This is a genomic window from Variovorax paradoxus, from assembly GCA_016806145.1.
Lineage (GTDB): Bacteria > Pseudomonadota > Gammaproteobacteria > Burkholderiales > Burkholderiaceae_C > Variovorax.
Map to the genome: position 1 here is coordinate 4,417,776 of CP063166.1, position 13,313 is coordinate 4,431,088.

Consider the following 13,313-nt stretch of genomic DNA (forward strand, 5'->3'; position numbering starts at 1 on the left):
GCGGGGTAGAGTCCGAGTTCCTCAACACGGACCCCGCGAGGGGCGGACGAAATGGAAGACATGGAAGAAATCCTGGTGTCGTTCAGGGTGGTCAATGGCCAACTTGCGCCGGTATTCAAGAACGTGATTCCGACCGCGGAGCAATGCGACGCGCTGATCGCAGCGCTAGGACGGCGACGCGCCCGAATAGAGCCGCAAGTGCCCGACGACCTGCCGCCAGGGCTCGCGCTGGAAATTCCAATCGAGCACGACCCGAAAGCGGAGATTGCTGGGCAGCTCGATGGGAGCAGCGTGCTGATGCTTCGCCACAGCAGCTTTGGCTGGCTCGGCTTTCGCTTTCCGGACTCTTCGCGGACGTGGCTGATCGACGGTTTGATTGCCGACGAACAAACTGCGCAGCAGAAGCCGACGGCGCAGTAGCCTCCTTGATCACGCAGATCTGTTCGCGCCCGTGCTCGTCAGTGAATCGATACAGAAGGCCCTTCTCGGCGGCGGCCTGGAGGGAAGCAATTTCATCGCGACTCATCCAACCAGCCTGCGCCGCTGAGGAATACGCCGCGACGCGCTGGATGGCGTTGGCGGGCGCGGAAAACGCGTCGACCATGCCGTCGAATGCTTCCGCGCTTGCACGCGCCGAATTCAGATCGTGGCGGCTGATCAATGACGGCGCGGACCTGACGCTGCCGTACAGGGGCGGCACGGGAACGCCATGGCCGCGGCCGTTCATCGAATGGCACTGCCTCATGCGAAGGTGGCTAGTGCTGCGCATGTCAGGCTGCCTTTGCTTCGGCGATTGGCGCAGCGACGTCATACAGGGGGCGGCCATCGGCATGCGGCCAGGATTCGTCCTTCACCCGGATCCAGTGATGCGAGGCCAACGTCTCCTCGACGGTCACCCGACCCTGCGAGTTGCGTTCGAACTGTGCGGCAAGTTCCGCCGTCGCCTTGCGAAAGCCGTAGGCGATGTTTTGGATGTGCCCCCGCGTGGTTCCGCAGTTGGCGGCGAAGACTTCCCGCTCCGCCGGTTCGAGGCCAAAGAAGTACGGTTTGATGTCCATGCATTCATTACATCATTCGGTGTTCTACAAGTCAACATCGTTTGATGTACACCGCTTGGTGAAATGCCCCCATGGCTGCGAAACCTGACCCTCTCTCAGAGACTCGCCGCGAAGCACTCCGGGAGTACTGCCGTCGAAAAGGCTGGCTCAACGACAACGGAAGCTGGGCGGTGACCGCCATTAGTAAGGCGATCGGCAAACCCACAAACAAGGTCAGCGACCTCCTAAATGGCAAGGGGTCGTTCGGCGCCGCGATCGCTCGCGACATTGAATCTGCTGTATATGACCTGGATGCCTTTGAGCTGGACGGTGCCGAGTCTCAGTTCGTGTCAGTGCGGCGCGTCGACGTGAAGTTTTCGAATGGGCATGGCCAGGTCGTTTACTACGAAGACGAGCGCCCTCCTTTGTCGTTCAGGGCAGACTTCCTGCGCAAGCTAGGCATCCCCAGCGGAAAGGCCTTGGTGGTAGACGCGGACGGAGTCAGCAACGAACCGAAGATCTGGGACGGCTCGGTGGTGCTGGTCAACAGTGCCGACACCACAACGCTAAACAACCACTTCTATGCGTTTCGCGTGGATGGCGAGCTCCTGATAAAGCGACTTACCCGCCTGGACGGAATCGGGATCCTCGCAACTGCAGAAAACTCGGATTTCGCACCCAAGAACGTCGTGTACCGGGACCCTTCGGACTTCGAGATCATCGGCCGTGCGGTTTGGACCGGCAACATGCTTTAAGGAGGTGCGATGCGCCATCTAGTGCTCGCAGGAATCGCTTTTTTTCAGGTGGGCCACGCGCTTGCAGCTCAGACCACCTTGCGCTGCACCGTCAAAGACTTGAAGGACGGCGTTCAATCCGAGACGTGGGTCGTGATCGACCCCGAAGCAAACTACATGCGAGTCAATGGAGTTGCTCGCCCGCTGGTCATGTCTAACGAGCGCTACTCGAGCAGCCAGCAAATCGGGTCCTTTACGCAAACAACAGTCATCGACCGCAACTCTGGGGAGATCACTGTTTCGAGTCTCTACCAAGGAGAGGTGGTGCTCCCCGGTCGGGGTAGCTGCGAGAAGGCTACGCCGCCCACACCCAAATTCTGATCTCACAGCAAAGCGATCACATGCGGCACATCTGTCGTGCCGCATGACCAAACGAAGCCGAGGAGGTGATAGATGCACGTAGCATTTGCAGATCAGCCTGATCCCAGCGAAAGCTGGGAGGATCGATGGGGAACCCCGGAAAAAGGGCTGGTCACTTCCTGGCTGCGCGGTATTGAAATGCGGCACGCGGACAACCCAGCAGCTGACGCGGCTGCGGCTGGGGAGTTGCCAGTTCTTCCATGGGTCGGGGGCTGCGCTAAGCGCCTGAAGAACATTTACAAGCTCGGATCGCTGAACTATTTGGCAATGTGGCAGGGGCTGCGGCATCAAGATCTGAGCATCGACTTGGAGCTAGGCGCGACCCTTGAATGCAGCAGAACGGGGATGATCGTGACCTTCACTGGCGATTCGTCCAAGCTGTTTTCTGCGGCGTCCGAGGAGGGCTAAACAATGTCCAACATCTACGCCCGACAAGCCGCAGCGTTTCGAAACGAGATGCGCACTTCCTGCGCTGCACTCGTAGGCATCGTGCAGGGAATTCTGGCCGACGGCGCCATCAACGATCAAGAGATCATGTTCCTGCGAACGTGGCTTCGCGAATCGGAAAGCGTCTCTCTGACCTGGCCCGGCTCGGTGATCTACGGGCAGATCGAACACGCACTGGCCGATGGCCACATCAGCTTTGAGGAACGCAGCCATCTGCAAGAAACGCTCACGCAATTGCTCGGCGGTCGACTGGACGAGGTTGCTGGGTCTTCACATGTCACAGAGCTTCCGATTGATCGTCCTGAAGTGATCGAATTCAAAGAAAAAGCGTTCTGCTTCACCGGAGACTTCGTGTTCGGCCCTCGGAGTTCGTGCGAGGTGGCGGTGCTCAGTCGGGGCGGCAACATCGCCAACGTCAGCAAAAAGCTTCACTATCTTGTCGTCGGCGGCATGGGCAGCCCCGAATGGAAACATGGAAGCTTCGGCACCAAGATCGAGAAAGCCATACTGCACAAGCAAGCGGGCATCCCATTGTTGATCGTGCACGAGGACACTTGGGCTTCGTCAATGGTAGTGAAGGCGGCATAGGCCGCGCAGGTCCTTTTGCGGCTGTTCGCCGCCCCCTGGCTTTCCAGGACGTCGCGCAGCACTGCCCCGGGGGTTGGGCAACCTCGGAACGCCGGCGCCTTGTTGCGCGCGTCCAATCGCCCTCCGGCAGCCTTGAGCGCCACCGCGGTAGCACCCTTGTTGCCGGATTCTTACTGACTGCGGAGTCATAAAACACAGTTCGAACATACATCATTTGATGTTGACATCAACAACACCGTTTGATGTAATAACTCCATGCGCTGCACACCGCGGCGGTTACATGGAGATGGGCACATGGCATCCAAGAAGAAGGGCTCGACGGCTGAGCAAGAAGCTCCAGCGCAGACCATCACCTCGTTCAAGGGCTTCGGCCCCGACTGGAAGTGCCGCGACTTCCAGTACGAGATGGGCAAGACGTTCGAGCACAAGGGCGATGCCGTCGCCTGCCAATCGGGCTTCCATGCTTGCGAGTACCCGCTCGATGTCTTCGCCTACTACGCTCCGGCCGGAAACAAGTTCGCCGTTGTCGAGCAGTCCGGCACGCTGAGCCGCCACAGCGACGACAGCAAAGTCGCCAGCTCCAAGATCTCGCTCAAGGTCGAGATCGGCTTCTTCGACATCGTGAAGGCGGCGATCGAGTACACGACCAGCCGCTGCAAGCCCATCGATCCCGCTTCGCCGGCCTTCTCAGACGTGGAGTACGGCGCGGCCAGCAGCACGGGCAACCAGGGCGCGGCCAGCAGCACGGGCAACCGCGGCGCGGCCAGCAGCACGGGCAACCGCGGCGCGGCCAGCAGCACGGGCAACCGCGGCGCGGCCAGCAGCACGGGCTACCAGGGCGCGGCCAGCAGCACGGGCGAGTACGGCGCGGCCAGCAGCACGGGCAACCGCGGCGCGGCCAGCAGCACGGGCTACCAGGGCGCGGCCAGCAGCACGGGCAACCAGGGCGCGGCCAGCAGCACGGGCTACCGCGGCGCGGCCAGCAGCACGGGCGAGTACGGCGCGGCCAGCAGCACGGGCGAGTACGGCGCGGCCAGCAGCACGGGCGAGTACGGCGCGGCCATGGCCAGCGGCTATGCGGGCCGCGTGAAAGGCGCCGAGGGCAATGCGCTCTTCCTCGTCTTCCGCGACGACGATTTCAAGATCATCCACGCCAAGGCGGCCATCGTCGGCCAGGACGGCATCAAGCCGGACACTTGGTACTCGCTCGACGCGCAAGGCGCCTTCGTCGAAGCCGAGGTGGAGTGATGTACGGCGCACCGAACCTCGCCACCGCGCGGCCGGGCCGCGTGCGCGCCCGCGCCGACGGCCTGCGCAGCTACCTGTGCATCTACCACCCGCTTGATCGTGACGGCTTGCCCGTCTCCAACGAGAGCAACCATCTGCCCAGCGTGCGCGTGCGCGCTCGCAGCAACGAAGAGGCCCACCGCAAGGCCTACAAGCAGACCGGGAACTGCCCCATCGCCGAAGTGCAGCGCCTCGAGGAGTGCGCATCGTGAGCGCGGCGCAGCAGACTCCGGCTCGCGCCGATGGCCACAGCTACCTGTGGGGCCAGATCTTTTTCACTGAGCCGCTCGGCCAGTGGCTCTGCGTCGCCGGGCACTCGTGCCGCTGGTCGATCGCCCGCTCGGATGTCGGCGTGATGGGCCGCGTTCAGAGACGCCGTGCCAGCCCCCAGCTTCACGCCTGGAGGTCCGCATGAGCGCCGCGCACACGCCGGGGTTGGAGCCAGAAGACGCGCTTGTGATCGCGTGGGCCGATTTCTGGCGTGCTCGCCACAGTCTGGAACGCGACGACGCTGTGCGACGTATCAACGCCGCACGCGCCGCCATTGCCAAGGCCACCGGGAGCGCGGCATGAGTGTTCATTTCACTCGCGGCCCTTGGCGTCTGGCAAAGCTAACCGGCGACTATGGCGTCTACGCCAAGCTTGGTTGCGATGCGCGCGAATCTCGCATCGCAACACTTCCAAGCATTGCGTATCCGATTCGAGCCAAGGAGTACGCGGCCAACGCGCGTGCGATAGCAGCACTGCCTGAAATCATCAGCGCCGCGCAGAGCGCTGTTCATTCGCTTGCGCTCGTTACGCCGTCTGCTTTCTATGCCGGCAGCGCTCTGGACCAATTGACCAGAGCGCTATCGAAGCTCGAAGAGGCGTCGGACTAAATGGCTTTCCTCTTCCGCTGCCCCGAGTGCCGCACGCGGCGGCGCAGCCACGGCCTCTTCACCCAGCACCTGCGCGAGACCGGGCACCGCCTCTGCCGCTGCGGCGGCTACCACTTCGAGCACCGCCCGGGCTCGCCCTACTGCGAGCGCAATCCCATGAGCGCCGCCCTCCTCGCATCGCGCTCCGGCGCATCCGACGAAGAGGTCTTCGAGATCGCGCTCGAGATCTCCCTCTCCACCACCGCGCGCACCGCGAGTGCGTGCCCGTTCTGAAAGGCCGCCACATGGACCAAGGCTTCTCCCTCGCATCCGTTGCCACCTCCTCGGCGCGGACTCTCGATGTCGACACCGTGCGCCAAGCGTGGCTCGATGCCGGCCGGCCCGGGCTGTTCAGTGCGTTCAGCCGCAGCTTCCTGGCGAAGCACGAGGCCATGGCCGCCGAGGCGCCGCGGATCGAGTTGTGGATCCGTCGCAAGGGCACGCGCCGGCAGGCCTACTGGCGCGTCTTCGGCAGCGGCGCGACCTTCGAATGGGTCGAGATCACCAAGGCCGACCGCGCCGAGCGCGAGGGCCGCATCACCGTCGGCCCGCTCGTCGACGCCGCCGTCGTCATGTACGAAGAGCCGGTGACGCAATGAAGACGCGCCGCCAGATCCTCCGCGGCACGCGCATGCGCCTCGTGCGTGATGCCCTGCTCGTCCCCTTCTTCCTCCTCGCCCTCGCGGCCCGCGCCTTCTGGCGCTGGGCGTGAGCACACCCACGTCTCGGAGAACCTTCATGGAATGGATGCTGCTGGCCTCGGGCCGCGACTACTACTTCGACGGCCACATGGAGCGGCCCATCGACATCGAAGACATCGCCCACCATCTGGCGATGATCAATCGCTTCGGCGGCGCAACGTTGCGACCGTACAGCGATGCAGAGCACTCGCTACTCTGCAGCGAGATCGCCCAGCGCGAGGGCGCAGCGCCGATCCTGCAGTGGCTTGCGCTGATGCATGACGCGCACGAGTTCGTGACCGGCGACATGTCCAGCCCGATCAAGCGCGTGATCAACAAGATCAGTGACTGCGCGGGCGGCGTGCGGGCCTGGCGCATCTTCGAGTCCCAGCACGAACAAGAGATGCACAGGCATTTCCGCGTCGTCGGCTACTTCAAGAGCTACGCACGGGATATCCATCGCATCGATGGCGTGGCCCTCGCCACCGAGCGCCGGGACCTGACGAAATTCAACCCGGCAACCAACGCGCCGTGGCCCGTCCTGCGCGACCTCGAGCGCGACGCGGTTCTTCCCGTCGACTGGGTGAGCCTGAACTCGGTCGAGCGCGAGGCGATGACCTGGCGCCAGTGGAAGGCAGCTTTCCTCGCCCGCCACAACGAGCTGGCTGCCCAACTGCCCATCAAAGTCGAGCAGGCGCACTGATGCTGAAAAGAACCGTCGGCCTCAAGGCGCGCAAGGCGTTGGCGCAAACCGGGTTCAAGCGCCCAGAGCGCGTGCGCCTGCCATCGCCGCCACCGCGCCCGGCCACGCGCCGCGCGGTCATGGCCGACTGCTCGAGCCCCATGCCCAGCATCGACAAGACGACGGCATGGGAAGACCCGACGCTGCTGGCGATGGCCCGCGGCAAACCCTGCCTGTTGCGCTCCCCCGTGTGCAACGACGACCGCGAAACGACCGTCGCATGCCACTCCAACATGTCGATCCACGGCAAGGGCCTATCGCGCAAGGCTGACGACTGCTTCAGCGTCTGGGGCTGCGCCAGGTGCCATGCCTACCTCGATCGCGACCCGTCCGCCTCGGGCCAGGAACGCGAGCTTCTGTTCCTCGTCGCTCACATCGAGCAGGTCACCCACTGGCAGGCCATCGCCGCCAGCACCACTGCGAGCCCCAAAGACCGCGCCGCGGCCGGCCGGGCGCTCGACATCCTCCATGCGCTGGCTGCAGCGCGCTCCACGAAGGAAGAATCATGAGTCGAAGCGGATACATCGACGACGGCGATTGCGACGACGTGCTCGCAATGGGCCGCTGGCAAGGGCAAATCGCCTCCGCGATCCGCGGCACGCGCGGGCAGGCCGCGCTGCGCGAGCTGGCCGCAGCCATGGACGCAATGCCGGCCAAGGTGCTCGCGGCCGAATCGCTGGTCACGGCCGATGGCGAGTTATGCACGCTCGGCGTGCTCGGCCAGGCGCGCGGCCTCGACATGGCGCCAATCGATCCTGACGACTGGGATGCCGTCGCCAAGGCGTTCAACCTTGCGCCCGCCATGGTGCGAGAGATCGTCTACGAGAACGACGAGGGCGTCAGTGCCTACGACTGGGTCGATGTAGAGATCTGCGGCCCTATTCGTCGTTGGGAGCGCCATCGCGTCACTGTTCGGGTCGACCGCCCTTGGGAGCTTGTCGCCAGGATGCGCTGGAACCGCATGCGCAAGTGGGTTGATGACCACCTCGCCAAGGCCCGCCCCACCCCGGGAGAAGGAGCATGACTGACAGGGAGCTCGCCGAGAAGCTGTATACGGCCCTGAAGCGCATCACGGCCTACATGCCGCCGGACAAGCTGGCGAAGGTCTGCGAGAAGAAATACGGCCTCGAGTACGACGAAGCGCTTGAGATGGGCTACGAGAACGTGCTGAGCGAGGCCGCCAACGCGATCAGAGGCGTTCGCCAACCCCGAGTCACCCGCGCCGCTGCCGCAATCGGAGAGGGGAAGAGCCATGGCTGACAGGTTCCTGATCGCTCACTGCGGCCACACCAACAGAGCGTATGAGCACATCTGTTGGTGGAACCCAGACAGCCGCGGCTACACCATCTGCACGACCAAGGCCGGCCGCTACACCGAAGACGAGGCTCGACGCATCTGCACGGCCTCGGAGTGCATCGCCGTGCCGGAACGTGTCGCTGTAGACCTGAGCCGAACGACGCCCTACTACCGGATGTCAAACGGCACGCTGGGCGGCCTCTACGACGGCGGACCGCACCATCCCGTCGAAAACAGCCGCAAGTCTTGGACCGAAATCAAGTCCGCCGCCGTGGTCATCGGCATCTACGCGAAGCCGACGCCCATGACGCCTTCAAAGATGCGGGCGATCTATCTGGAAGCGCCCTCCCCCGCACCCACAGGAGAACAACATGGCTGAAGCCCTTCTTTTCGAGCACGAGGACGGCCGGTATGCCGTCAACCCCGACACCACGGGGGATCCGAAGTGGCACCGCCTCGGGCCCGTCGATGTCTCGGCCCTCTCCACCAATGCAGGCGAAGCGGCCCCGGTGGCGTGGATCGACCTACAGGCCGACGAAGCCGTGACCAGCTCGCGCCGAGCCTCGTGGCCGGCTCACAACCAAGCACGCTACACAGTGCCTGCTTACGCCCACCCGCCCGCAGCGGTGCACGGGCAGGGCGCCAGCACCGAGGCTCCTGCAGGCTGGCTGGACCTGCAAGACGACCCGCGCGTGAACGAAATCGTCTCCGGCCTCTACCGCCGATTCAAAGACTGGTCGCAGCGCGGCTTCTCAGCCGAGGATGTGACGTGGTGCGAGGTCAAAGCCGATGTCATTCGCTTGATCACCGCCACCGCTCCCGCCGCTATACCGGCCGCGCCGGCAACGGATGAACGCTCGGCCTTCGATGCGGTGTACGAAGAACAGTGCGGACGCCCCGTCACCATTCGCACCATTGCATGGCGTTGCTTCCAAGCGGGCGCCGCCCTCGCCCATCCCGCGCCCGTGCAGCACGACGAAGTCCGAAGGATGGTCTTCAAACTCGCGAGTCACTGGGCCGATTTGCGCGTGCGGGACATTCGAAAAAATGAAAACACGCCGGAAAGGCGAAGTGCAGAAGATGCTCTGTTCGCTTACTGCATATCGATCCCTCTTGATCAAAGCCTCACGCCCCCGGCCGTGGCAGCACCTGCGCAAGCGGGGGAGACGAAGTGATGGCCAACCGTATCGCATGCACAGCGCTGACCGGGCGCATCGTCTCTGGCCGCGTCAGCAAGGACGGGAGCAACTTCGTTGGCGTGAAGGCCGACGTCACCAGCGACGTGCTCAAGGCCGTGATCGACAAGGCCGAATATCACGGCGGCTCATTTGCGGTCGAAGGTGGCGAAAAGCGCTGGGTTGTCACGGTGACCGAAGGCCAGCCCGAGATCGTGCGGCCCGCGGTCGGTCAGTCGCTTGATCCAACCATCACCCTCGCTTACGAACGTGATGAGTACGGCACGTTCCGGGCCACGATGACGATCAGTGGCCTGTCCACTGAGGACAAGGCGCAGAAGGCCCTCGACCACATGGAGCGCCTGTTTTGCGGGCAGCAGCTGGAGCCCAACGCATGACCCCCTTCGAGGAAGTGCCGATGCCTCCGGAAACCGACTGGGCCCAGTGCGAGACGCGCCGGCCGTGGGTCTTGAACAGCCTGCAGCACCACGCGAAGGAGCTACGCGCCAGCGAGAAGCGCGCACGCAATGCCTTTCGCAAAAGCTACATGGGCGTGCCCGCTTGCTACGTCGCCGATGCCTATGCAGAGGCTGCGGCTGTGTTCGAAGCCCGAATTTCCGCCATCCGGGCGCTCAAGAAGGAGAACGGCGATGCTGCGAACTGACGAACCTATCCACTGGGAAGGACGCACATTCTTCGGGGGCGATGAGATCGGCTTTACCGATGACGGCTCGTTCGTGCTGGGCCTGTACTCGACGGAACCAGCACCCCAGCGCGGCACGTACTTCACGTCGCTACCGATCAGCGACAAGCCGTTTCGCAAGCTCCATCCCACAAAGGCCGCAGTCCGAGATGACGGCGACGCCTTGACCATCTTCTGCGATTGGGGCCGCGCTCACCGGCTTGGCGCCAGCAGGCAGATCATCGAGACCTTGATCGCAGAGGCCAAGGAACACGACATTCCTGTGCAGAAGGACCCCTCCCATGACCACTGACATCCACGCCGCCATGCAGGCGATTCGCGAGGCGCTGGCCGCAGGGCCTACGCCGGGGCCTTGGATCGCTGGAGATGACGAAGACTCAGACTTCCTCCTGGTTGGCCCAGAGGAATATCCCGGACTCGTGTGCCGTCCAGTGGTCTCGCTGCATGCGGAACGAGACGCTCGCTTCATCGCCGCCTGCAACCCCGAGGCCATCACCACCATCCTCGCAGCCCTTGAGGCACGGGACGCAGAGATTGCGGCGCTCAGGGAGGATGCGGAGCGGCCGAAGCTGACCGCGGCCCAGTGCACAGACCTGCTCATCGCCGCGTTCTACATCAGCGCGCGCGACGACGAAACGGCCGTCCTCAAGGATGAAGATGCCGAACGCATCGTTGACCTGCTCTATGACCTGTCAACGATCAACCTGGACGCGACCACCGACCAGCCCAAGCCATCCCCACGCTACCCCTCCACCGAAGGGCAGCGCATCGCTCGGCAGATCAGGGAGGGGAAAGAGGGGAAGGAAAAGCCATGAACGACCTGATGACGCTCCAGGACATCGCCGAAATGCATCGTTGCGGCCTCCGGCACGCGCGGGACGTGCTGGTTAAACTGCCCGGATTCCCTGCCGAAGCGCCGACGAGCACGCCCAGAAACAGGCTTTGGATACGGGCTGAGGTGCGCGCCTACGTTCACCGCAGAACCGCGAAGCCCGCAAAAATCCCGCACACCGGGCTGCAACCCGCATAAACACTGGATTCCGCTGCCGTGGTGCGGCACCAGCAGCACGTCGGCGCGCAGCCGTTCGGGCAGGCGCTCGAGCAGCGCGGCCTCCTGCAGCCGCTCGATGTCGCCGGCCAGCAGCGCGGTCGCGCGGCCGTTGCCGATGCGCAGCACGCACGAGATGGCATTGGGCCGCGTGAAGAACAGGTAGTCGCCGGCTTGCGGATGCAGCAGTTCGAAATCCACGCCATCCCAGGTCCAGCGCTGGCCCGCCTCGCAGCGCCGCGCGGGACGCTGCGACTGCAGCGGGTGCCCAGCCTCGATCGAACTCAGCAAGCCGGCGCGCGGATGCGTCGCGAGCACGGCGCTCGCGCCGCCCGTGTGGTCGCTGTCGCGGTGGCTCAGCACCAGCAGGTCGAGCCGCTCGCCCAGGGCGCGCAGCAGCGGCACCAGCACGCGCTGGCCGGCGTCGCTCTCGAGGCTGTAGCGCGGGCCGCTGTCGTAGAGCAGGCTGTGGTTCGCGGTGCGCACCAGCACCGCGTTGCCCTGGCCGACGTCGGCCGCGAGCAGTTCGAACTCGCCGAGGGCGGGACGCGCCGGCTGCCACAGCAGCACCGGCAGCAGCAGCGGCAGGCCCAGCGCGCGCAGCGACCACGGCAGCCGCATCGCCACCAGCACGCCGCCCGCCACGCCGCAGGCCGCGAGCCACGCCGGCGGCGCGGCCATCGAGACGCTGGCGAACGGCAGCACCGCGAGCCACGACAGCAGCAGCCCCAGGGCCCACACCGCGCGCGCCGCGAGGTCCCACAGCGGCGCGGCGACGGTGCCGAGCATCGCCAGCGGCGTGATCACCAGCGTGACCCAGGGGATCGCGACCAGGTTGGCCACCAGCCCGACCAGCGACACCTGCTGGAACAGCAGCAGGCTCAGGGGCGTGAGCGCGAGCGTGATCGTCCACTGCTCGCGCAGCAGCCGCCACAGCCGTGCGCGCAGGCCCGCTCGCGTGTCGCCGGGCAGCCCCGCGTCGGTGGCGAACAGCACGCCCACCGCCACGAAGCTGAGCCAGAAACCGGCCTGCATCAGGGCCCAGGGATCGAGCGCGACCACCACCGCCGCGGTCAGCAGCCAGCCGTGCGGCCAGGGCCAGCGCCGCCCGGTGAGGCGCAGCAGCGCGACGGTCGCGAGCATCCAGACCGTGCGCTGCGACGGCACGCCCCAGCCGCTGAACAGCGCATAGAGCGTGGCCAGCAGCACGCCGCCCACGAGCGCCGCGCGCTGCGCCGGCAGCCGCAGCATCAGCCGCGGGCTGCGGCGCCAGAGCGCGCCGACGACGTGCGCGGCGAGCCACGCGAACAGGGTCACGTGCAGGCCCGAGATCGACATCAGGTGGGCCACGCCGGTGGCGCGGAAGACGTCCCAGCCCTCGCGGTCGATCGCGCCCTGGTCGCCCGTAACCAGCGCGGCGATCACGCCCGCGCCGAAGCGCTCGGGCACGCGTTCGAAGATGGCGTCGCGCACGGCCTCGCGTGCGCGCTCGATCGGATGCCGCCCCGTGAGGGCCAGCCGCGCGGGTGCCTCGTCGCGCGCGCCGAGGCGCACATGGCCGCTGGCGCGCAGGCCCTGCTCCCACATCCACAGCTCGCTGTCGAAGCCGTGCGGATTGCGATGGCCGTGCGGCGCCTTGAGGCGCACGGTCAGGCGCCAGCGCTCGCCGGCATGCACGGGGCTCTCGGGCAAGGGAGCGGACGCGGCCCCATCGGCGGGACCATCCCAGAGGCTGGCGCCCTCGGCATACCAGCCGAGCGCGATGCGGTCGGGCACCGCGGGCGATCCGGTGCTCGCAGGGTCGGCCCAGCGCGCGGACTCGACGGCGAAGCGGAAGCGCGTGCCGGCCTCGCCACGCTGCGGCATCTGCGACACGACGCCCACGAGTTGCAGGTCGCGCCCCTCGAGCGCGGGATCGAGCGCGCCGGCCGCGTAGACCGTGGCGCGTGCGCCCGCGAGCCCCGCGCCGATCGCCGCGCCGGCGAGCGCGGCGCAGGTCCAGGCGATCCACGCACGACGCGGCACGTGCCAGGCCATGCGGAGACCCGCGATGCCCGCGAGCAGTCCACCCGCGTAGACCATGCCGTCCCACAGCTGCGGCTGCCGCAGCTGCAGCGCCACGCCCGCGAGCGCTGCCGCGAGCGCGACGAAGGCGCAGCGCGCGCGCACGACGGCATCGGATGCGCCTCGCTCCCCCTTGGCGACCATGATGCAAACCCTCCCCCAACGGCGCTCCGTG

23 protein-coding genes are annotated in these 13,313 nt (G+C 65.7%); 21 read left to right on the forward strand and 2 right to left on the reverse strand.

What is annotated here, in order from left to right; genetic code table 11:
- The first annotated feature begins 60 nt into the window (after window positions 1-60).
- Window positions 61-420 (forward strand): hypothetical protein, encoded by a 360-nt coding sequence (locus INQ48_20585; protein QRF55768.1) that lies wholly within the window; start codon window positions 61-63, stop codon window positions 418-420.
- A 350-nt stretch (window positions 421-770) separates the two neighbouring features.
- On the opposite strand, the gene INQ48_20590 is transcribed toward INQ48_20585, so the two are convergent.
- The gene (locus INQ48_20590) at window positions 771-1,058 is read right to left on the reverse strand and encodes a hypothetical protein (GenBank protein QRF55769.1); all 288 of its coding nucleotides are present in this window, start codon (window positions 1,056-1,058) and stop codon (window positions 771-773) included.
- Between the two features lie 71 nt (window positions 1,059-1,129).
- On the opposite strand from INQ48_20590, the gene INQ48_20595 reads away from it, so the two are divergent.
- The 20 genes from INQ48_20595 (at window position 1,130) to INQ48_20690 (ending at window position 10,841) form a co-directional block, all read left to right on the forward strand.
- Window positions 1,130-1,792, forward strand: a complete 663-nt coding sequence (locus INQ48_20595; GenBank protein QRF55770.1) for a helix-turn-helix transcriptional regulator — start codon at window positions 1,130-1,132, stop codon at window positions 1,790-1,792.
- A 9-nt stretch (window positions 1,793-1,801) separates the two neighbouring features.
- Window positions 1,802-2,152, forward strand: coding sequence for a hypothetical protein (locus tag INQ48_20600; GenBank protein ID QRF55771.1), 351 nt, complete (start codon window positions 1,802-1,804; stop codon window positions 2,150-2,152).
- Between the two features lie 72 nt (window positions 2,153-2,224).
- Window positions 2,225-2,599, forward strand: a complete 375-nt coding sequence (locus tag INQ48_20605) for a hypothetical protein (protein ID QRF55772.1) — start codon at window positions 2,225-2,227, stop codon at window positions 2,597-2,599.
- A 3-nt stretch (window positions 2,600-2,602) separates the two neighbouring features.
- Complete coding sequence (locus tag INQ48_20610; protein QRF55773.1) at window positions 2,603-3,226, forward strand: BRCT domain-containing protein; 624 nt, start codon at window positions 2,603-2,605, stop codon at window positions 3,224-3,226.
- A gap of 294 nt (window positions 3,227-3,520) precedes the next feature.
- Window positions 3,521-4,474: a hypothetical protein gene (locus tag INQ48_20615; GenBank protein ID QRF55774.1), complete on the forward strand. Its 954-nt coding sequence runs from the start codon at window positions 3,521-3,523 to the stop codon at window positions 4,472-4,474.
- Window positions 4,474-4,725 (forward strand): hypothetical protein, encoded by a 252-nt coding sequence (locus INQ48_20620; protein ID QRF55775.1) that lies wholly within the window; start codon window positions 4,474-4,476, stop codon window positions 4,723-4,725. Before INQ48_20615 ends, INQ48_20620 begins: the two co-directional genes overlap by 1 nt.
- 199 nt (window positions 4,726-4,924) lie before the next feature.
- Window positions 4,925-5,086, forward strand: coding sequence for a hypothetical protein (locus INQ48_20625; GenBank protein QRF55776.1), 162 nt, complete (start codon window positions 4,925-4,927; stop codon window positions 5,084-5,086).
- On the forward strand, window positions 5,083-5,391 hold the full coding sequence (locus INQ48_20630; GenBank protein ID QRF55777.1) for a hypothetical protein: 309 nt from the start codon (window positions 5,083-5,085) through the stop codon (window positions 5,389-5,391). The genes INQ48_20625 and INQ48_20630 overlap by 4 nt, the downstream gene beginning before the upstream one ends.
- Entirely contained in the window at window positions 5,392-5,664 is a 273-nt protein-coding gene (locus INQ48_20635) for a hypothetical protein (GenBank protein ID QRF55778.1), read from the forward strand. It abuts the gene before it with no gap.
- Between the two features lie 11 nt (window positions 5,665-5,675).
- Window positions 5,676-6,029, forward strand: a complete 354-nt coding sequence (locus tag INQ48_20640; GenBank protein QRF55779.1) for a hypothetical protein — start codon at window positions 5,676-5,678, stop codon at window positions 6,027-6,029.
- 139 nt (window positions 6,030-6,168) lie between these two features.
- Window positions 6,169-6,813 carry a hypothetical protein gene (locus tag INQ48_20645; GenBank protein QRF55780.1) on the forward strand — a complete coding sequence of 215 codons (645 nt, stop codon included), beginning with the start codon at window positions 6,169-6,171 and terminating at the stop codon, window positions 6,811-6,813.
- The gene (locus INQ48_20650) at window positions 6,813-7,361 is read left to right on the forward strand and encodes a DUF1364 family protein (protein QRF55781.1); all 549 of its coding nucleotides are present in this window, start codon (window positions 6,813-6,815) and stop codon (window positions 7,359-7,361) included. The genes INQ48_20645 and INQ48_20650 overlap by 1 nt, the downstream gene beginning before the upstream one ends.
- Window positions 7,358-7,876, forward strand: coding sequence for a hypothetical protein (locus INQ48_20655; protein ID QRF55782.1), 519 nt, complete (start codon window positions 7,358-7,360; stop codon window positions 7,874-7,876). The genes INQ48_20650 and INQ48_20655 overlap by 4 nt, the downstream gene beginning before the upstream one ends.
- Window positions 7,873-8,112 carry a hypothetical protein gene (locus tag INQ48_20660; GenBank protein ID QRF55783.1) on the forward strand — a complete coding sequence of 80 codons (240 nt, stop codon included), beginning with the start codon at window positions 7,873-7,875 and terminating at the stop codon, window positions 8,110-8,112. Before INQ48_20655 ends, INQ48_20660 begins: the two co-directional genes overlap by 4 nt.
- Window positions 8,105-8,527 carry a hypothetical protein gene (locus INQ48_20665; protein QRF55784.1) on the forward strand — a complete coding sequence of 141 codons (423 nt, stop codon included), beginning with the start codon at window positions 8,105-8,107 and terminating at the stop codon, window positions 8,525-8,527. Before INQ48_20660 ends, INQ48_20665 begins: the two co-directional genes overlap by 8 nt.
- Complete coding sequence (locus INQ48_20670; GenBank protein QRF55785.1) at window positions 8,520-9,323, forward strand: hypothetical protein; 804 nt, start codon at window positions 8,520-8,522, stop codon at window positions 9,321-9,323. Before INQ48_20665 ends, INQ48_20670 begins: the two co-directional genes overlap by 8 nt.
- Window positions 9,323-9,721, forward strand: coding sequence for a hypothetical protein (locus tag INQ48_20675; GenBank protein ID QRF55786.1), 399 nt, complete (start codon window positions 9,323-9,325; stop codon window positions 9,719-9,721). Before INQ48_20670 ends, INQ48_20675 begins: the two co-directional genes overlap by 1 nt.
- Window positions 9,718-9,987 carry a hypothetical protein gene (locus tag INQ48_20680; GenBank protein ID QRF55787.1) on the forward strand — a complete coding sequence of 90 codons (270 nt, stop codon included), beginning with the start codon at window positions 9,718-9,720 and terminating at the stop codon, window positions 9,985-9,987. Before INQ48_20675 ends, INQ48_20680 begins: the two co-directional genes overlap by 4 nt.
- Window positions 9,974-10,318 (forward strand): hypothetical protein, encoded by a 345-nt coding sequence (locus INQ48_20685; GenBank protein ID QRF55788.1) that lies wholly within the window; start codon window positions 9,974-9,976, stop codon window positions 10,316-10,318. The genes INQ48_20680 and INQ48_20685 overlap by 14 nt, the downstream gene beginning before the upstream one ends.
- Window positions 10,308-10,841: an ead/Ea22-like family protein gene (locus INQ48_20690; GenBank protein ID QRF55789.1), complete on the forward strand. Its 534-nt coding sequence runs from the start codon at window positions 10,308-10,310 to the stop codon at window positions 10,839-10,841. Before INQ48_20685 ends, INQ48_20690 begins: the two co-directional genes overlap by 11 nt.
- Here INQ48_20690 and INQ48_20695 read toward each other — a convergent pair.
- On the reverse strand, window positions 10,769-13,282 hold the full coding sequence (locus tag INQ48_20695) for a DNA internalization-related competence protein ComEC/Rec2 (protein QRF55790.1): 2,514 nt from the start codon (window positions 13,280-13,282) through the stop codon (window positions 10,769-10,771). The genes INQ48_20690 and INQ48_20695 overlap by 73 nt on opposite strands.
- Window positions 13,283-13,313: the final 31 nt, after the last annotated feature.

What these genes read in the sequence shown, in the direction of transcription:
- INQ48_20650 (QRF55781.1), top strand. Translation starts at nt 6,813, where the DNA reads ATGCTGAAAAGAACCGTCGGCCTCAAGGCGCGCAAGGCGTTGGCGCAA.
- INQ48_20645 (QRF55780.1), top strand. Translation starts at nt 6,169, where the DNA reads ATGGAATGGATGCTGCTGGCCTCGGGCCGCGACTACTACTTCGACGGC.
- INQ48_20695 (QRF55790.1), bottom strand. Translation starts at nt 13,282, where the DNA reads ATGGTCGCCAAGGGGGAGCGAGGCGCATCCGATGCCGTCGTGCGCGCG.
- INQ48_20595 (QRF55770.1), top strand. Translation starts at nt 1,130, where the DNA reads ATGGCTGCGAAACCTGACCCTCTCTCAGAGACTCGCCGCGAAGCACTC.
- INQ48_20655 (QRF55782.1), top strand. Translation starts at nt 7,358, where the DNA reads ATGAGTCGAAGCGGATACATCGACGACGGCGATTGCGACGACGTGCTC.
- INQ48_20630 (QRF55777.1), top strand. Translation starts at nt 5,083, where the DNA reads ATGAGTGTTCATTTCACTCGCGGCCCTTGGCGTCTGGCAAAGCTAACC.
- INQ48_20665 (QRF55784.1), top strand. Translation starts at nt 8,105, where the DNA reads ATGGCTGACAGGTTCCTGATCGCTCACTGCGGCCACACCAACAGAGCG.
- INQ48_20670 (QRF55785.1), top strand. Translation starts at nt 8,520, where the DNA reads ATGGCTGAAGCCCTTCTTTTCGAGCACGAGGACGGCCGGTATGCCGTC.
- INQ48_20675 (QRF55786.1), top strand. Translation starts at nt 9,323, where the DNA reads ATGGCCAACCGTATCGCATGCACAGCGCTGACCGGGCGCATCGTCTCT.
- INQ48_20585 (QRF55768.1), top strand. Translation starts at nt 61, where the DNA reads ATGGAAGAAATCCTGGTGTCGTTCAGGGTGGTCAATGGCCAACTTGCG.
- INQ48_20690 (QRF55789.1), top strand. Translation starts at nt 10,308, where the DNA reads ATGACCACTGACATCCACGCCGCCATGCAGGCGATTCGCGAGGCGCTG.
- INQ48_20685 (QRF55788.1), top strand. Translation starts at nt 9,974, where the DNA reads ATGCTGCGAACTGACGAACCTATCCACTGGGAAGGACGCACATTCTTC.
- INQ48_20635 (QRF55778.1), top strand. Translation starts at nt 5,392, where the DNA reads ATGGCTTTCCTCTTCCGCTGCCCCGAGTGCCGCACGCGGCGGCGCAGC.
- INQ48_20590 (QRF55769.1), bottom strand. Translation starts at nt 1,058, where the DNA reads ATGGACATCAAACCGTACTTCTTTGGCCTCGAACCGGCGGAGCGGGAA.
- INQ48_20660 (QRF55783.1), top strand. Translation starts at nt 7,873, where the DNA reads ATGACTGACAGGGAGCTCGCCGAGAAGCTGTATACGGCCCTGAAGCGC.
- INQ48_20600 (QRF55771.1), top strand. Translation starts at nt 1,802, where the DNA reads ATGCGCCATCTAGTGCTCGCAGGAATCGCTTTTTTTCAGGTGGGCCAC.
- INQ48_20610 (QRF55773.1), top strand. Translation starts at nt 2,603, where the DNA reads ATGTCCAACATCTACGCCCGACAAGCCGCAGCGTTTCGAAACGAGATG.
- INQ48_20625 (QRF55776.1), top strand. Translation starts at nt 4,925, where the DNA reads ATGAGCGCCGCGCACACGCCGGGGTTGGAGCCAGAAGACGCGCTTGTG.
- INQ48_20620 (QRF55775.1), top strand. Translation starts at nt 4,474, where the DNA reads ATGTACGGCGCACCGAACCTCGCCACCGCGCGGCCGGGCCGCGTGCGC.
- INQ48_20680 (QRF55787.1), top strand. Translation starts at nt 9,718, where the DNA reads ATGACCCCCTTCGAGGAAGTGCCGATGCCTCCGGAAACCGACTGGGCC.
- INQ48_20640 (QRF55779.1), top strand. Translation starts at nt 5,676, where the DNA reads ATGGACCAAGGCTTCTCCCTCGCATCCGTTGCCACCTCCTCGGCGCGG.
- INQ48_20605 (QRF55772.1), top strand. Translation starts at nt 2,225, where the DNA reads ATGCACGTAGCATTTGCAGATCAGCCTGATCCCAGCGAAAGCTGGGAG.
- INQ48_20615 (QRF55774.1), top strand. Translation starts at nt 3,521, where the DNA reads ATGGCATCCAAGAAGAAGGGCTCGACGGCTGAGCAAGAAGCTCCAGCG.